The 16,243-nt window shown below is 72.3% G+C and carries 15 protein-coding genes, 1 tRNA gene and 1 pseudogene; 10 read left to right on the top strand and 7 right to left on the bottom strand.

Annotated features, from left to right (window positions below; translation table 11 throughout):
* Position 1: 1 nt before the first annotated feature.
* Positions 2-1,189 (bottom strand): class I SAM-dependent rRNA methyltransferase, encoded by a 1,188-nt coding sequence (locus tag KXR53_RS29175; RefSeq protein WP_437378853.1) that lies wholly within the window; start codon positions 1,187-1,189, stop codon positions 2-4.
* A 107-nt stretch (positions 1,190-1,296) separates the two neighbouring features.
* On the opposite strand from KXR53_RS29175, the gene KXR53_RS29170 reads away from it, so the two are divergent.
* The 6 genes from KXR53_RS29170 (at position 1,297) to KXR53_RS29145 (ending at position 7,429) form a co-directional block, all read left to right on the top strand.
* Positions 1,297-2,316, top strand: coding sequence for a P1 family peptidase (locus KXR53_RS29170; RefSeq protein WP_437378851.1), 1,020 nt, complete (start codon positions 1,297-1,299; stop codon positions 2,314-2,316).
* 88 nt (positions 2,317-2,404) lie between these two features.
* Positions 2,405-3,877, top strand: coding sequence for an ABC transporter substrate-binding protein (locus KXR53_RS29165; RefSeq protein WP_437378849.1), 1,473 nt, complete (start codon positions 2,405-2,407; stop codon positions 3,875-3,877).
* A 38-nt stretch (positions 3,878-3,915) separates the two neighbouring features.
* Positions 3,916-4,863, top strand: a complete 948-nt coding sequence (locus KXR53_RS29160) for an ABC transporter permease (protein ID WP_437378846.1) — start codon at positions 3,916-3,918, stop codon at positions 4,861-4,863.
* A 2-nt stretch (positions 4,864-4,865) separates the two neighbouring features.
* Positions 4,866-5,696: an ABC transporter permease gene (locus KXR53_RS29155; RefSeq protein ID WP_437378844.1), complete on the top strand. Its 831-nt coding sequence runs from the start codon at positions 4,866-4,868 to the stop codon at positions 5,694-5,696.
* Between the two features lie 246 nt (positions 5,697-5,942).
* Positions 5,943-6,563 carry a glutathione S-transferase family protein gene (locus KXR53_RS29150; protein WP_437378842.1) on the top strand — a complete coding sequence of 207 codons (621 nt, stop codon included), beginning with the start codon at positions 5,943-5,945 and terminating at the stop codon, positions 6,561-6,563.
* Between the two features lie 131 nt (positions 6,564-6,694).
* Positions 6,695-7,429 (top strand): class I SAM-dependent methyltransferase, encoded by a 735-nt coding sequence (locus tag KXR53_RS29145; RefSeq protein ID WP_437378839.1) that lies wholly within the window; start codon positions 6,695-6,697, stop codon positions 7,427-7,429.
* Positions 7,430-7,455: 26 nt separating this feature from the next.
* Here the strand turns inward: KXR53_RS29145 and KXR53_RS29140 are convergent, their stop codons facing one another.
* Together KXR53_RS29140 and gpt are read right to left on the bottom strand one after the other, a co-directional pair.
* Positions 7,456-8,616 carry a M24 family metallopeptidase gene (locus KXR53_RS29140; protein WP_437378837.1) on the bottom strand — a complete coding sequence of 387 codons (1,161 nt, stop codon included), beginning with the start codon at positions 8,614-8,616 and terminating at the stop codon, positions 7,456-7,458.
* A gap of 12 nt (positions 8,617-8,628) precedes the next feature.
* Positions 8,629-9,123, bottom strand: coding sequence for a xanthine phosphoribosyltransferase (gene gpt / locus KXR53_RS29135; RefSeq protein WP_437378835.1), 495 nt, complete (start codon positions 9,121-9,123; stop codon positions 8,629-8,631).
* Between the two features lie 144 nt (positions 9,124-9,267).
* Between gpt and KXR53_RS29130 the strand changes: the two genes are divergently transcribed.
* Positions 9,268-9,525 carry a hypothetical protein gene (locus KXR53_RS29130; RefSeq protein WP_437378833.1) on the top strand — a complete coding sequence of 86 codons (258 nt, stop codon included), beginning with the start codon at positions 9,268-9,270 and terminating at the stop codon, positions 9,523-9,525.
* A 13-nt stretch (positions 9,526-9,538) separates the two neighbouring features.
* On the opposite strand, the gene KXR53_RS29125 is transcribed toward KXR53_RS29130, so the two are convergent.
* The gene (locus KXR53_RS29125) at positions 9,539-10,168 is read right to left on the bottom strand and encodes a FecR family protein (protein WP_437378831.1); all 630 of its coding nucleotides are present in this window, start codon (positions 10,166-10,168) and stop codon (positions 9,539-9,541) included.
* Positions 10,169-10,304: 136 nt separating this feature from the next.
* Here KXR53_RS29125 and KXR53_RS29120 point away from each other — a divergent pair, with 136 nt between their 5' ends.
* Positions 10,305-11,018, top strand: coding sequence for a Crp/Fnr family transcriptional regulator (locus KXR53_RS29120; protein ID WP_437378829.1), 714 nt, complete (start codon positions 10,305-10,307; stop codon positions 11,016-11,018).
* A 4-nt stretch (positions 11,019-11,022) separates the two neighbouring features.
* A complete protein-coding gene (locus tag KXR53_RS29115) occupies positions 11,023-13,152 on the top strand; it encodes a CHASE2 domain-containing protein (protein ID WP_437378827.1) in 2,130 nt (709 codons plus the stop codon).
* Positions 13,153-13,171: 19 nt separating this feature from the next.
* On the opposite strand, the gene KXR53_RS29110 is transcribed toward KXR53_RS29115, so the two are convergent.
* The 3 genes from KXR53_RS29110 to KXR53_RS29100 form a co-directional block, all read right to left on the bottom strand.
* On the bottom strand, positions 13,172-13,378 hold the full coding sequence (locus KXR53_RS29110) for a hypothetical protein (protein WP_437378825.1): 207 nt from the start codon (positions 13,376-13,378) through the stop codon (positions 13,172-13,174).
* A 49-nt stretch (positions 13,379-13,427) separates the two neighbouring features.
* Positions 13,428-13,706: a ribbon-helix-helix domain-containing protein gene (locus KXR53_RS29105; protein ID WP_437378823.1), complete on the bottom strand. Its 279-nt coding sequence runs from the start codon at positions 13,704-13,706 to the stop codon at positions 13,428-13,430.
* A gap of 361 nt (positions 13,707-14,067) precedes the next feature.
* Positions 14,068-14,142: transfer RNA gene (locus KXR53_RS29100), tRNA-Gln, on the bottom strand.
* A gap of 87 nt (positions 14,143-14,229) precedes the next feature.
* Here KXR53_RS29100 and KXR53_RS29095 point away from each other — a divergent pair.
* A pseudogene (locus tag KXR53_RS29095) lies at positions 14,230-16,243 on the top strand (hypothetical protein); the annotation flags it as partial.

Raw genomic sequence — 16,243 nt, 5'->3', positions numbered from 1 at the left:
CTCAATCGAGCTGGAGGCAGATCCCCTTGAGGTACGCACTCTCCGGCAGCTGCGGGTGCACCGGGTGGTCCGGCCCGGCGCCGGACTGGCGCAGGATACGGCCGGTCCGCCCGGCGTCGATCAGGCCGCGCGCCACCTGCTCGGCGAACAGCGCCGGGTCGACATGATGGCTGCAGGAGAAGGCGCAGAGGAAGCCGCCGCGCTCCGTCACCCGCGCCGCCAGGCGGGCCAGCTTGGCATAGCCGCGGGCGCCGGCGGCGAGGTCCTTCTTCGCCTTCACGAAGGCCGGCGGGTCGACCACCACCACCTCCCAGCGCTCGCCCTCGGCGCCGCGCCGCTCCAGCTCGGCGAAGGCCTCGCCGCGTGCGGTCGCGACCCGGTCGGCGACGCCGTTGGCCGCGGCCGCCTTCGCCGCCAGCTCCAACGACGGGGCGGAGCGGTCGACCAGCGTCACCGCGGCGGCGCCGGCCAGCGCCGCCTGGACGCCGAAGCCGCCGGTGTGGGTGTAGACGTCGAGCAGCCGCCGGCCGCGCGCCAGCCGGGCGACGAAGGCGCGGTTGTCGCGCTGGTCGAAGAACCAGCCGGTCTTCTGGCCGCCGAGCGGATCGGCCTCGAACCTGGCACCGTTCTCCTCCACCGCGATCGGGCCGTCGACGGCGCCGCGGACGACCCGCACCTCCTCCGCCAGCCCTTCCAGGCCGCGCACGGCGCTGTCGTTGCGCAGCACGATGGCGCGGGGCTTGAGAAGCTCCTCCAGCGCGTCGCAGAGCGGCCCCTCCAGCCGGTCCATCAGCGCCGTGTTGCTCTGCATCACCAGCACGTCGCCGTAGCGGTCGACGATCAGCCCTGGCAGCCCGTCGGCCTCGGCATGGGCCAGGCGATAGAAGGGCCGATCGAACAGCGTGTCGCGCAGCGCCAGGGCCGAGGCCAGGCGCCGGCGCAGTAAGGCGGTGTCGATCGCCGTGTCGGGGTTGCGGTCCAGCATGCGCACGGCGATCAGCGCGTGCCGGTTGAAGCCGCCGACGCCCAGCGCCTTGCCGTTCGCCGCCTCGACCCGCACCGGGGCGCCCAGCGGCACCTCGCGCAGCTCCGGCGTCATGGCGATCTCGTTCGAGAAGATCCAGGGATGCCCCGCGGCGACGCGCTTGTCGCGGCCGGGCTGCAGGCGGATGAGCGGCAGGTCGGTCATGGCGGCGGAGCATAGGCGGCCGCCCTTCCCCCGAACAGCCTGCAGTCTCGTTGACGGCAGGGCCCGGGGTCCTGTCTGCTGGATCGCATCGCCGCCGAGAGACCGCCATGACCATCCGCCCGGGCCCGCGCAATTCGATCACCGACATCGCCGGCCTTCTGGTCGGCCAGGCCGAGGACCTGGCCGTGCGCAGCGGCGTCACCGTGCTGCTGCCGGAGACGCGCTGCACCGCCGCGGTCGACGTCCGCGGCGGCGGGCCGGGGACGCGGGACACCGACGCCCTGGACCCGACCTGCATGGTCGAGGCGGTGGACGCCTTGGTGCTGTCCGGCGGCTCGGTCCACGGGCTCGAGGCCGCATCCGGTGTCGTCTCCTGGCTCGCCGCCCGCGGCCGCGGCCTGGCGATCGGCGATGCCCGCGTGCCGATCGTGCCGGCCGCGATCCTGTTCGACCTGACCAATGGCGGCGACAAGAACTGGGCCGACACCCCGCCCTACCGCGCCCTGGCGCTGGCCGCCTGCGATGCCGCCGGGACGGAGGTGCGCCAGGGCAATGCCGGGGCCGGCACCGGGGCCAAGACCGCGACCTGCAAGGGCGGGCTCGGCACTGCCTCGGCCGTCGACCCCGAGACCGGCGTCACTGTCGGCGCCGTGGTCGCCGCCAACCCGGTCGGCGCCGTGACGATGCCGGACGGCACCTTCTGGGCCTGGCCTTTGGAGCAGGAGGGCGAGTTCGGCGGCCCGCACCGCCCGACCGGGCCGGCGGCGCCGGAGCCGGAATTCTACCGCAACCCGGCGGCGCCCCAGCCCGAGCCCGGCGGCAACACCACGATCGGCATCATCGCGGTCGACGCCGCCCTGAGCAAGGCCGAGGCACGACGACTGGCGATCATGGCGCAGGACGGCCTGGCCCGCGCCATCCGCCCGGTGCACACGCCGATGGACGGCGACACCATCTTCGCGCTGGCGACCGGCGCCAAGGCCCTGCCCGAGCCGCGGACCATGGCGCTGGCCCGGATCGGCGCCATCGCCGCCGACTGCGTTGCCCGCGCCATCGCCCGCGGTGTCTGGCATGCCGCGACGCTGGGGCCGCACCCGGCCTGGCGGGAGCGCTACGGCAAGGCTTGAACCGGGCCCGAGCGGGCTGCCATCATCGCCGCGAACGCGACCGGCAGCGGACCGGCCGAACAGGGAGAATGCGATGGGGATCAGGGGCTTGCTCGCGACCGTCCTGGTGGCGGCCGGGCTGATCGCGACGCCGGCGCTGGCCGCCAAGGACCAGGCCGTGATCGGCATGGTGCTGGAGCCGCCCAATCTCGACCCGACAGGCGGCGCCGCCGCGGCCATCGCCGAGGTGGTCTACGCCAATGTGTTCGAGGGGCTGACCCGGATCGACGAGAACGGCCAGGTGCAGCCGAGCCTGGCCACCGAGTGGACCGTGTCGGATGACGGGCTGACCTATACCTTCACCCTCCGCCGCGGCACCACCTTCCACGACGGCACCAAGTTCGACAGCGAGGCGGTGAAGTTCTCGCTGGACCGCGCCCGCGCGCCCGATTCGACCAATCCGCAGAAGGCCTTCTTCGAGCCGATCCAGTCGGTCGAGACGCCGGCACCGGACCAGGTGGTGATCACCCTGTCGCATCCGGATGGGCTGTTCCTGTTCCATCTCGGTCAGGCGGCGGCGCTAATCGTGGCGCCGAACACGGCCGCCGGCAACGGCACCCACCCGATCGGCACCGGCCCGTTCAAGTTCGTCGAATGGGTGGCCGGCGACCATGTCACGCTCGACCGCACCGACGCCTATGCCGGCGAGAAGCCGAAGCTGAACCGGCTGATCTTCCGCTTCGTCGCCGACCCGGCGGCGGCCTCGGCCGCAGTGATGTCGGGCGACATCGACGCCTTCCCGAACATGCCGGCGCCGGAGACGCTGGACCAGTTCAAGGCCGATCCGCGCTTCGCGGTCGAGATCGGCACCACCGCCGGCGAGACCATCATGGCGGTCAACCAGCGCCGCAAGCCGTTCGGCGACGTGCGGGTGCGGCAGGCGCTGGCGATGGCGATCGACCGGCAGGCGCTGATCGACGGCGCCATGTTCGGCTACGGCACCCCGATCGGCAGCCATTTCGCACCCTACGAGCCGGCCTACAAGGACCTAACCGGCGCCTATCCCTACGACCCCGAGAAGGCCAAGGCCCTCCTGGCCGAGGCCGGCTATCCGGACGGCTTCAAGGCGACGCTGAAGCTGCCGCCGCCCGGCTATGCCCGCCGCGGCGGCGAGATCATCCAGGCGCAGCTGGCCGAGATCGGCGTCCAGGTCGAGCTGGTGCCGGTGGAATGGGCGCAGTGGCTGGAGCAGGTGTTCAAGGGCTACGACTACGACATGACCATCGTCTCGCACACCGAGGCGCTGGACATCGGCATCTATGCCCGCGGCAAGGACAATTACTATTTCGGCTACGACAACCCGGCCTTCGACCAGGTGATCCAGCAGTTGGACCGCACGGTGGACCCGGAGCAGCGGAAGGCGCTGTACCAGCAGGCGCAGCAGATCCTGTCCGACGACGAGGCCGCGGTGTTCCTGTTCCAGCTGGCCAAGACCGGGGTGCGCAACGCCAAGCTGATGGGGATGTGGAAGAACAGCCCGATCGCCGCCAACGACATGACCAAGGCCTATTGGGCGGAATGAGGGGCCGCACCGATCCCGCCGCGCCCGGCGCCTGACCCATGCTCGGCTTCCTGGCGCGGCGGTGCCTGACGCTGCTGTTCACGCTGTTCGCCACCTCGGTGGTGGTGTTCACCGTGCTCGAGGTGCTGCCCGGCGACCCGGCGCTGCTGATGCTGGGCACCGAGGCGCGCGAGGACACGCTGGCGGCGCTGCGCAGCCAGATGGGCCTCGACCGCCCGGCGCCGGTCCGCTACCTCGACTGGGTCGGCGGTGCCCTCACCGGGGATTTCGGCACCAGCTACACCTACAAGATGCCGGTGGCGAAGCTGATCGGCGATCGCCTCGCGGTGACCGCCCCGCTGGCGGTGTTCGCGCTGCTGCTGTCGACCGCGCTGGCCATCCCGCTCGGCATGCTGGCCGCGGTCCGGCACAACCGGGTCGGCGACTGGGGGGTGATGGGGTTCAGCCAGCTCGGCCTCGCCGTGCCCAGCTTCTGGGTCGGCATCATGCTGATCTGGCTGTTCGCGCTGCAGCTCGGCTGGTTCGGCGCCGGCGGCTTCCCCGGCTGGTCCGCCGGCTGGGGGCAGGCCCTGCACGCGCTGGTGCTGCCGGCCGTGGCTCTGGCTCTGACCGAAGCGGCGATCTTGGCCCGCATCGTGCGCTCGGCGATGCTGGAGACGATGCGCGAGGACTATGTCCGCACCGCCCGGGCCAAGGGCCTGTCGAAGGGGGCCGTGCTGCGCCGCCACGTGCTGCGCAACGCCCTGATCCCGGTCGCCACCATCGTCGGGCTGCAGTTCGGCTTCCTGATGGCGGGCGCGGTGGTCGTGGAGAACGTCTTCACCCTGCCCGGCCTGGGCCGGCTGGCCTTCCAGGCCATCGCCCAGCGCGACCTGATCGTGGTCAAGGACGTGGTGGTGCTGCTGGCCGCCATCGTCGTCGTGGTCAACTTCCTGGTCGACGTGGTCTACGCCGTGATCGATCCGCGGCCGAAGCAGGCAGGGTGACGATGATGCGGCTGTTCACCCATCGCGGCTTCGCCCTCGGCCTCGCCCTGTGCCTCGTCTTCATCGGCATGGCGCTGGTCAGCTTGGCCTGGACGCCCTATCCGCCGAACGCCATCGCCATTCCCCAGAAGCTGCAGGCACCTGGCGCGCTGCACTGGCTCGGCACCGACCAGCTCGGCCGCGACACCCTCTCGCGCATCATGGTCGGCGCCCGCACCTCGGTGGCGGTCGGGGTGGTGGCGGTCGCCATCGGCCTCCTCCTCGGCGTGCCGCTCGGCCTGTGGGCCGCGGCCCGGCGCGGCTGGACCGACGAGATCCTCGGCCGAGCCGTCGACCTGACCTTCGCCTTCCCGGCGATCCTCAGCGCCATCCTGATCACCGCGCTGCTCGGCCCCGGCGCGGTCAACGCCATCCTGGCGATCGGCATCTTCAACATCGCCGTCTTCGCCCGGGTGGCGCGCGGCGCCGCGCTGGTGGTCTATGGCCGCGACTTCGTCCGCGCCGCCCAGGCGCTGGGCCGCTCGCGTTTCGATATCGCGCTGCGCCACGTGCTGCCGAACATGGCCAACGCCCTGATCGTGCAGGCGACGATCCAGTTCGCCATCGCCATCCTGGCCGAGGCGGCGCTGGGCTATCTCGGCCTCGGCACCCAGCCGCCGCAGCCGAGTTGGGGCAAGATGCTGCTGGATGCCCAGACGTTGCTGGCCCAGGCGCCGCTGCAGGCGGTGTTCCCGGGCCTCGCTATCGCCGTCGCCGTGCTGGGCCTGAACCTGATCGGCGACGGTCTGCGCGACCTCTTGGATCCGCGGATGAAGGTCGGACGGATCGGCTGATCGATAGAGGCAGGGTCTGCCCATACATCACCGTCATGGCGAGGCGCGCAGCGCCGCGGCCATCCAGGGCCTGTGCGAGCGGCCCTGGATGGCCACGCCCCTTCGGGGCTCGCCATGACGGGTAAGATCTCTGGCCGTCAGCACAAAGGCTCGACGCAAAAATCTTGCGTTATGGCACGATCATCGCGCGCACCTCCCGCAAGCGGGCGGATAGGGTCACGGCATCTCCACCCCATCCCGGGACCGATGATGAAGCTCTTGTACCAGACCCATTCCCCCTATGCCCGCAAGGTGTTGGTGATGGCGCATGAGGTTGGGCTGGCCGGCCGGATCGAGGTGATCCATCACGAGACCAGCCCGACCCGGCGCAACGAGGCGGTGTATGCCGCCAACCCTTTGGGCAAGGTGCCGGTGCTGATCTGTGACGACGGGCTGGTGCTGTTCGATTCCGTCGCGATCTGCGACCACCTGGACCAGCTACATGACGGCCCGAAGCTGATCCCGCCCGCCGGCCGGGCGCGGGCCCTGACCCTGCGGCTGCAGGCCCTGGCCCAGGGGCTGGCCGATGCCGGCATCGCCCTGCGCTGGGAGACCGAGCGCCGGCCGGAAGCGCTGCGCTACCCGCCGCTCGCCGAAGGGCAGATAGCGAAGCTGGTCGCGGCCTATGACTTCGTCGAGCGCGAGGTCGATCTCGACGATCCGGTCGATCTCGGCCAGATCGCCCTGGCGACCGCCCTGAGCTGGTTGGAGTTCCGCGACCTGCCGGCCTTCCGCCCCGGCCGGCCGCGCCTGTCGGCCTGGTTCGATGCCTTCAGCCGCCGCCCGTCGATGCTGGCGACGCCGCTGTCGGGCGAGACGCACGATTGAAGGCCCGCCGCCGGCCGCCATACCTCTTCTGGCCTCGTTTCCTCGCTCCATCCGGGCTCGTATGATTCATCCGTCTCTGAGGTCTTTACGCTCTTCAGCGGAAACGCACGATTTCGACTCGGAGCGGGAAAATGCCCTCACTGCTCAAGGAAACGGTGAAGAGCCTTTTTGCCGCCAACGACACGGCCTACAAGCTTCTGTTTCGGGCCTATTTCTGGTCCGGCAAACATCTCCCGGTCGGCCGAGTTCCCGCGGGCGGCGGAGAAGACGGTGCGACCTTCGCCAGCATCTATCGCAGCAATGGCTGGGACAGCTCCGAGTCCCGAAGCGGTATCGGGTCCACGCTCGCCTCCACGGCGAATATCCGGCGCGAGCTGCCGGGCCTCATCGAACGGCTGAATGTCAGGACGCTCCTGGACGCGCCCTGCGGCGACTTCCACTGGATGAAGGAGGTCTCGCTCCCGGCCGGCTGCACCTATATCGGCGCCGATATCGTTCCCGACATCATCGAGCATCTGAGTGCCCGATTCGCCTCGCCGTCCCGGTCGTTCGTCTGCGCGAACATCCTGGACCCCCTGCCGGATGCCGATCTCTGGCTTTGCCGCGATTGCCTGATCCACCTCTCGAACCAGCAGATCGCCACCGCGGTCGAGAATTTCCGGCGCTCGAACATCCGGTATTGGCTGACGACGCATGTGCCCGCCTGCCGCACCAACAAGGACATCCAGACCGGCGCCTATCGCCTGATCAATCTGCGCCGGCCGCCCTTCAACCTGCCGAAGCCGCGGGCCGTCATTGACGATTTCGTCCCACCTGCTCACCCGAAGCAGCTCGCCCTCTGGTCGCGCGAGCAGCTGACGCGGTAAAGCCCTGCGCGCCGGCCCGGCGGCGGTCAGGCCACCACGAGATCGGTCGGCGCCAGGGTCAGGGCCTCGCAGCCGGTGTCGGTGACCAGCACGGTCTGGCCCGAGGTCATGGCCAGGCCGCGGTCGCTGGCGTAGAGGATGATGTGGATGAAGAACACCATCCCCGGCGCCGCCAGCGTCGGGTTGCCGTGGAAGAACATCGACAGCCCGGCCGCATCCATCCAGTTCGGCGCGAAGGTGGCGCCCAGCGAATAACCGCAGGCATTGAGGCGGGCGTGCCGCAGCCCGGCGGCGTCGGCCACCCGGGCATGGGCGTCGAACACGTCGCCGAGCGGATTGCCCGGCTTCAGCGCCCCCTTCGCCGCCTCCAGCGCCTCCACCGCCGCCTTGTGCATCGCCCGGTGCTCCGGCGAGGCGCGGCCGACCAGCAGGGTGCGCATCAGGCAGCTGTGGTAGTGCCGATAGGTGCCGGCGAATTCCAGCGTCAGCTGGTCCTCGGCCGAGAGGTGGCGCCGGCCGGTGAAGTAGCGGCACATCAGGGCGCCGGGGCCGGAGCCGATGATGAACTCGTTGGCCGGGTCGTCGCCGCCGCCGCGCCAGACCGCGCCCTGCATCGCCGCCAGGATGTCGCCCTCGAAGGCGCCGGGCCGGGTCAGCTTCACCGCCTCGTCATAGGCGGCGTCGGCCAGCTTCGCCGCCTCGCGCACATAGGTCAGCTCGGCCGGGCTCTTGATCAGCCGGAAGCGGGAGACGAGGTCGGAGGCGTCCTCATGCGCGGCATAGAAGTCGAGCTTGGCCTTGAGCCGGAGGCCGAGCGCCGCGGTCAGGCCGTAGGCGTCCCATTCGACCCCGACCTTGCCGCCGCGGACCTTGTATTCGTCGAGGATCGCCAGCAGGTCGTCCGCCGGCTCCGACCCCGCCCGGTCGACCCAGACCCGGACGTCCTCGATCACCGAGGTGAAGCGCGCCTGGCGCTCGTCGGCCGACCGGGTCAAGAGCGTCATCCGCCCATCGGCGCCGAGCCACAGGCACTGGAAATAGACGTAGCCGAAGGTGTCGTAGCCGGTCAGCCAGTACAGCGACTCCTGGCGGAATACCAGCAGGCCGTCGAGGCCGCGGGCGGCAAGCTCGGCACAGACGCGGCGGCGGCGATCCGCCAGCTCCGACGTCTCGAAATGGATCGGCATCGGCTCCTCGCCTCAGCGCTTCTGGGCCCGGATCTCTGCGATCGGCTCGACGTAGCGGTATTCGATGTCCCAGGGGAAGAAGATCCAGGTGTCCTGGCTGACCTCGGTGATGAAGGTGTCGACCAGCGGCCGCCCGGCCGGCTTGGCGTAGATCGTGGCGAAATGCGCCTTCGGCATCAGGTCGCGCACCACCCGGGCGGTGCGGCCGGTGTCGACCAGGTCGTCGACCAGCAGCCAGCCCTCGCCGTCGCCCTCCACCGGCGGCTTCAGCACCTTGGACTCGCGCATGTTCTGGTGGTCGTAGGTCGAGATGCAAACCGTGTCGATCAGCCGGACGTCGAGCTCGCGCGCCAGAATCGCGGCCGGCACCAGCCCGCCGCGGGTGATCGCGACGATGCCCTTCCACGGCCCCATCTCGGCCAGGCGCCAGGCCAGGGCGCGGGCGTTGCGGTGCAGCTCCTCCCAGGAGACCGGAAAGTCCTTCCGGAACGTCGCGTGCTCGGCCATGTACGGTTCTCCACCACCCCTGGGAAATGGCGCTTCATAGCGCAACCGGTCCGGCATCGGAAGGGGATGGCCTTGATCTCGCCATGCTCGACGGCGATTCTCGGGCCTGCAGCCTTCCCGGCTGTATTGTAGCCAGAGAGTGGAATGCTCCGTCTCGTCCTGACCGCCGGCCTTCTCGCCGTCCTTGCCGCGCCGGCATTCGCCGCCGAATCCTGCGACGTCAACGCCGAATCCGCGGCCGTGGTCGCCGCCTGGGGCGCCAAGGTGCGCGACGGCTCCCTGCCCGAGGACAAGCTGGCCGAGATCTCCAACAAGATCCAGTCGCTGCCCTCGATCAGCGCCCAGGACCCGAACAAGGCCTGCGCCGTGCTGGCCGAGATCAAGCGCGAGCTGGGACTGTAGGCCGCCCCCTCCCTCAGCGGAACCCGACCATGTCCAGCGCCCGCTGGACCTTCTCGGCCGGCCAGCGCCGGACCGTGCCCGGCGGCTCCCTGCGGCTGGTGATCGACGTGCCCTCGCCCGGCCCGAGCGTGACCGAGCCGGCATCGGTGGAGACCTCGACCGCGCCATCGAGCACCAGGACGCCGAAGGCGCCGTCGATCGGGCCGGCGAAGAAGCGGGTGCCGCGCACCCCGAGCGTGGCCACGCCGGTCTCGATGGTCAGGTTACGATCCGGCGCCTGCTCGACCCCGCCGCCGACGAACAGGAAGGCGCCCTGCAGCCGGCGCAGCGCCAGCGCTGCGCCACCATCCGCCCCGCCATAGGCGAAGCGGTCGACCAGGAGCCGCGCCGCGGGCCCGAGCGTCAGCTCGGTGCCGTCGTCGAGCGTGACCTGCAGCCGCGACTGCGGGCCGGTCCACAGCGTGTCGTCGAGGAACACCGGCGAGGCCGGGTCGAGCAGCCGGTCCTCGCCCTGGTAATAGGCGCCGGCCGCCGGCTCGAGGCGGTCGACCAGGCCGATCTTCGGGCGGTCCTGGGCCAGGGACGCGGCCGGCAGCAGCAGGCAGGCCAGGACGAGCCCGACGGGACGCAAGAAACGTGACATCGCAATCTCCCTTTCGGAGAGATGATGGCGCGAGGGACGACCATAAGGTGTGACCGTGGTCATTTCGCGGCGCGCCCGGCCTTCCCGTGATGGCGGACAGCCCGTATCCTGGCACAGCCAAGGCAGGAGAGTCCGAGTGGCCAGCGTTTCGCCGGCGGAGAGGCGCCGCCTTCTGTCCGAGACCCCATTCTTTGCCGCCTTCCCCCCGGCCCAGCGCGACGCCCTGGCCGCGCGGCTGACCGAGCGCAGCCATCCGGACGGCGACACCATCTTCCTGCGCGGCGACGAGGGCACGAGCCTGATGATCGTCGCCTCCGGCCGGGTCGCGCTGCGGCTGACCTCGCCGCAGGGGCGCGAGATCCTGCTCGCCATCCTCGACCCGGGCGAGATCTTCGGTGAGATGTCGCTGCTGGACGGCCGCGGCCGCAGCGCCGATGCCGTCGCCTTCGGCCCATGCCGGCTGCTGAGCCTGGAGCGCCGCGACGTGCTGCCGGTCCTGCGGGAATCGCCGGAGGCCTGCATCCGGCTCCTGGACCTGCTGACCAACCGGCTGCGCCGGACCAGCGACCAGCTCGAGGGCGTCGCCCTGCTGAACCTGCCCTCGCGGCTGGCGCGGCTGCTGCTGGCCCTGTGCGAGGCCCACGGCGCCCGCAGCCCGGGGGGCGAGGTGCTGCTGCCGCTGGCCCTGTCGCAGCGTGATCTCGGCCAGCTGATCGGGGCGAGCCGCGAGAAGGTCAACCTGCAGCTCGGCCGCTGGGCCGCCGAGGGGCTGCTGCGGCGGGAGGAGGGGGCGCTGGCGATCTGCGACACCGAGGCGCTCACCGACATCGCCGACACCGGGACGCCCTGACCCGATGCCCCGGCCGTGGCGCCGCTTCGCCCTGGTCGCCCCAGGGCTCCTGGTCCTGGCGGGGCTGATCGGGCTGCGGCTGGCCGATCCGGCGCCGGTCGAGGCGCTACGGCTGCAGGGCTTCGACCTGTTCCAGCGCCTGGCGCCGCGCGCCTACGATCCCGCCGTGCCGGTCCGGGTGGTCGCGATCGACGAAGAATCGCTGCGCCGCTTCGGGCAATGGCCGTGGCCGCGCGACCGCCTGGCCCGGCTGATCGACCGGTTGGCCGAGGCCGGGGCGGCAGCGGTGGTGCTCGACCTCGTGCTGGCCGAGCCGGACCGCACCGCTCCGGCCCGGATCGTGGAGCTCCTGGCCGGCCGCGCCGAACCGGCGGTGCTGGCGGCGCTGACCGGGGAGCTGCCGGACCCCGACCGCGACCTCGCCGGGGCGCTCGGCCGCACCCGCAGCGTCATCGCCTTCGCCCTCGCCGAGGAGCCGGGCCGGACGCCGCGCATCGCCGCCAGCTTCGCCGAGATCGGGCCGGCGCGGCAGCGGCTCAACCGCTTCGCCGGTGCGGTGCCCAGCCTGCCGGAGTTCGAGGCTGCGGCGTCGGGCAATGGCAGCATCGGCAACCCCGCCGGCGGCGACGAGGTGCTGCGGCGGCTGCCGGCGGTGGCCCTGCTTGGCGATGCCCTGATCCCGTCGCTCGCGGTCGAGGCGTTGCGGGTCGCCCAGGGCGCCGGCACGGTGACGCTGCGGGCCGCGGCCGACGGAACCGGGCTGGACGCGGTCCGGGTCGGCGAGGTGATCCTGCCGGTGGCCCCGGACGGCCGGTTCTGGCTGCAGTTCACCCCCGACACACCGGCCCGTCAGGTGCCGGCCTGGCGGGTGCTCGACTCCACCGCGCCGGCTGCCGAGCTCGCCGCCGCGCTGCGCGGGCGGATCGCGCTGATCGGCGTCACCGCCGCAGGATTCGGCGACACCGCGCTGACGCCGCTGCGCGACCGCATCGCCGGGGTCGTCGCCCATGCCGAGGCGCTGGAGCAGATCCTGCTCGGCCGCAACCTGGCGCGGCCGGCCTGGGCGATGGCGCTGGAGGTCGGGCTGCTGCTGGCGCTCGGCCTCGCCCTGATCGCGTCCTGGCGGCGGCTGCCGGCGATCGCCTCGGGCGGGCTGGCGGTGCTGGCCGCCGTAGCCATCGGCATCGGCGCCTTCCTGGCCTACCGCCGGGCCGGACTGCTGCTCGACCCCACCCTGCCCGCGCTCGGCCTGCTCCTGACCCACGGTGCGGTCGCCGCGACGGCGCAGTGGCGGGTCGAACGCGACCGCCGCGCCATCCGCTCGGCCTTCGCCCGCTATCTCGCCCCGACCCTGGTGGCCCGGCTGGCCGAGCATCCGGAGCGGCTGCGGCTCGGCGGCGAATGGCGGGAGATGTCCTTCGTCTTCACCGACATCGCCGACTTCACCGCCTTGAGCGAGACGGTGCCGCCGGACCGCCTGGTGGCGACGCTGAACGCCTATTTCGACGGCGTCTGCGGCTGCGTCCTGGAGGCCGGCGGCACCATCGACAAGATGGTGGGCGATGCGCTGCACGCGATGTTCGGCGCGCCGATCGACCAGCCCGACCATGCCGAGCGCGCTGTCGCCTGCGCCCTGGCGATCCACCGCTTCGCTACCGGCTTCGCCGCCGCCCGCCGGGCCGAGGGCATGCCCTTCGGCGACACCCGGATCGGCGTCGCCACCGGCGGCGCCGTGGTCGGCAATTTCGGCAGCCGGCACCATTTCGACTACACCGCCTACAGCGAGGTGGTGAATCTGGCGGCGCGGCTGGAGCACGCCAACAAGGCGCTGGGCACGCCGCTCTGCGTCGCCGCCGCCACCGCCGCGGCCTGCCCGGGCCGGCGGTTCCGGCCGGTGGCGCGGCTGGCGCTGCGCGGCGTCGGCGCGCCGGTCGAGGCGATGATTCCGGATGAGCTCTGCCCCGCCCCAGCCGAGACCTATGCCGCGGCCCATGCGGCGCTGCGCCGGGGCGAGGCCGCAGCCGCCGCGCGGTTCGCGGCGCTGGCCGCGGACCACCCCGACGACCCGCCGACGCGGCTGCATGCCCGGCGGCTGGCCGAGGGGGCGAAGGACGACCTGATCGCGATCGGCTGAGGCCGGTCTGCGGCGCGGTTCAGCGCCGGCGTCGCGGTCGGCGGATCGCGACCGTCTGGCGGGTCGGCGCCCACACCGTCCAGCGCGGCGGTTGGACCACCCAGCGATGCGAGATCTGCGTCGGCCGCCCCGCTTCGTCGTGCCGCCGGGCGGCGCGGCACAGGGCGAGGCCGTAGACCATGGCGAGCGCGAGGCCGCCCACGATGAGGAGATCCGCGAGCATCATCCGTTCCTCCTGACCAGCAAACGATCAGGCGGCCTGGCGGGTTCCCGCCCTAGCCGGGGTTCCTCCAGGCATAGCCTTTGGGGACCGCCGGATGGCGGTTATGGGCCAGGGCGAAGAAATAGGCCTGGATGAAGACCCGGACCGCGCTGGACAGGCTGCCGCCCCCTCGTTGCGAGGCGCGGATCCGGGTGACGAGAGCGTTCAGGGGGATGCCCTCCCGCTTCACGATCTCCTCCAGCCCGCGCCAGAACTGCTCCTCCAGCCGAATACTGGTGCGGTTTCCAGCGATCGTGACGTTACGGGTCCGGGGCTCGAGAGGATTGATCAAATGAACATTGCTGGATCGACGCATCGCCGCCGCCGCTTCTACAAAATGGATTTATATCTTTCTTGACCGCGAAGGATTTCAGGATACCGGAACTCGGCTTCCGGCATATCTATTTTGAACGACGGGTTACTCCTTCTGCAGTAGGCAATCCCTTCTGGAGCAAAACGGCTGGCCGGGGCGCCGGCTGCGCTCCACACGGCAGTGCAGCTTCGACCGCGGCCGGTGCAATGGGCATGGCTCATCCGCCCATGACCAGGCCTCATCGGGAAAGGTCCGATTGCGCCAGGCGGACATGGCATGCCGGGTCGCGAGCGCCCGATCGTTTCCGCAGCCCGTTGAAAGGATTTGATTTTCGAGAAGATGGCTGGGGCGCTAGGATTCGAACCTAGGAATGGCGGGACCAAAACCCGCTGCCTTACCGCTTGGCTACGCCCCAATCGGCCGGGATAGATAGCCCAGCCGGTGCAGCATCGCAACCGCGCGTTGCCGCACGAGTTTCGGCATAATAGAAGATTAATCGCGTATGCGGGGCATCGAGTTCCCGGCAAAGGTCGAGGCGGATCACGGTATGAACGGCCAGCAGCCCCTTGAGGATTCCTTGCACTTCCCGGCGCAGCAGACGCCCGAGACGCCGGAGGAGGCCCGGCTCAAATCCCTGAACGACACCGTGATGCAGCTGCAGCACGAGCTGCGCGGCGCCCGTGGCGAGATCGACGCCCTCAACGACCGTCTGGCGGAGGCGGCTGCGACGCCGCGCCGCGGCGGCCTGCTGGGCTGGCTGGCGGCGGCGGTGATCGCCGTCCTCGGCATCGGCGGGATCGCTGTGATGGGCTTCGGCGCGCGCGAGCGGGCGCCCGAGCCCTCCGCCCCGCCGGCGGAAAAGCCGGCCGCGACCGCCTCCGTCCTGAGCCCGCCTCCCGCGCCCGCCCCGGCCGAGACGGCCAAGCCCGCTGCGGCACCGGCAGCGCMGGCGGCCGAGCCGGCGACCGCGGCCCAGACAATTGGGACGGCCTTCGCCGCCGAGCCGCCCACCCCCGTGGCCGCCGAGGCCCCGCCCGCCGCGCCCGTTGCGGCGGAGGCCCCGGCGGCGGCACCGGCATCGCCGGCCGAGACGCCGGCGGCCGAGCCGATGGTCACGGCCCAGGCCAGCGGGGCGACAACCCCCGCCGCCGAGCCAGCCCCGCCTGTGGTCGCGGAGCCTCCGCCGGCAGCCCCCGCCGCGGCGGAAGCCCCGCCGGCGGCACCGGCATCGCCGGCTGAGACGCCGACGGCCGAGCCGATGGTCACGGCCCAGGCCAGCGGGGCGGCCGCCCCCGCCGCCGAGCCGGCCCCGCCCGTGGCAACGGAGCCTCCGCCGGCAGCCCCCGCCGCGGCGGAAGCCCCGCCGGCGGCACCGGCATCGCCGGCCGAGATGCCGGCGGCCGCGACGCCCGCCCCGCAGGCGGACGCCGCACCGGCCCCGGAACCGGTGCCCGAGACCGCCGCGGCTCCGACCTCGGAACCGGTGGCACCAGCTCCCGCGGCCCCATCATCGGCCCCGCCAGCCGCGTCGGGCAGCGATGCCGGCCCTGCCCCCACGCCACAGGCCGAGACCGCCGCCGCGGCGCAGCCCGCCCCGGAGAGCCAGCCCGCGGCTGCGCCGCCGGCGCCCGCGGATCAGGCCGCGTCCGACGACCCGGCATCGCAGGCGCTGCTGCCGGACGACGCCTCGGCCGAGATGCGCGCCCTGGCCCGCCGCGCGATCGCCGGCGCGCCCGATGCCGAGCACGATCTCGGCACCTTCTACGCCCTCGGCCTCGACGTGCCGCGCAGCTTCGAGCGGGCCGCCTATTGGTACCGCAGGGCCGCCGACCAGGGCGTCTCCAACGCCGCCTACAATCTCGGCGTGCTGCTGGAGCGGGGCCTCGGCGTGCCGCGGGATTCGGCGACGGCGACCGAGTATTTCCGCAAGGCGGCGGACGCCGGCCACCCCGACGCGCAGAACGCGCTCGGCCTGGCCTATCTCAACGGCGCCGGCGTCACCCGCGACCCGTCCGAGGCGCTGAAATGGTTCCGCCAGGCCAGCGCCAACGGCAATCCCCGCGGCGCCTTCAACATGGGCCGGCTGTACGAGACCGGCGCGGTCGGCGCCCCCGACCCGCGGGCCGCCGCCGGCTGGTACCGGGTCGCCGCCGATGCCGGCAGCGCCGACGCCAAGGCGGCGCTGGCCCGGCTGCAGGACACGACCCCGCGCAGCGGCTTCGTCACCCTGACGCCGGACGCGACCGCGACGCCGGCGGCGCCGGCCGCCCCCTCCCCCGACGACACCCGAGCGGAGCAGGCGCTGGGCGCGCTCGCGTCCCAGCTCGCCCCGCCGGACTCGGCCGCCCCCGTGTCGCCCGCCGCCCCGACCTCGACGGTGGCGCCGGCGGACCAGGCCGAGGCACCGATCCAGCCCCCGACACCGGGCCGGCGGCCGGAGCCGCCGGCGGAGCCGGTGACCGCAGCGGCCGACGCTGCGCCGGCCGAGACCGCGCCGGCCGAGCGCCCGGCCCCGG

Origin of the sequence: Inquilinus limosus (genome assembly GCF_051487185.1) — a bacterium.
Taxonomy (GTDB): Bacteria; Pseudomonadota; Alphaproteobacteria; order DSM-16000; family Inquilinaceae; genus Inquilinus; species Inquilinus limosus_F.
Note: the sequence above shows the minus strand (reverse complement) of the source record. Positions and strands in the feature narration are given on the sequence as shown.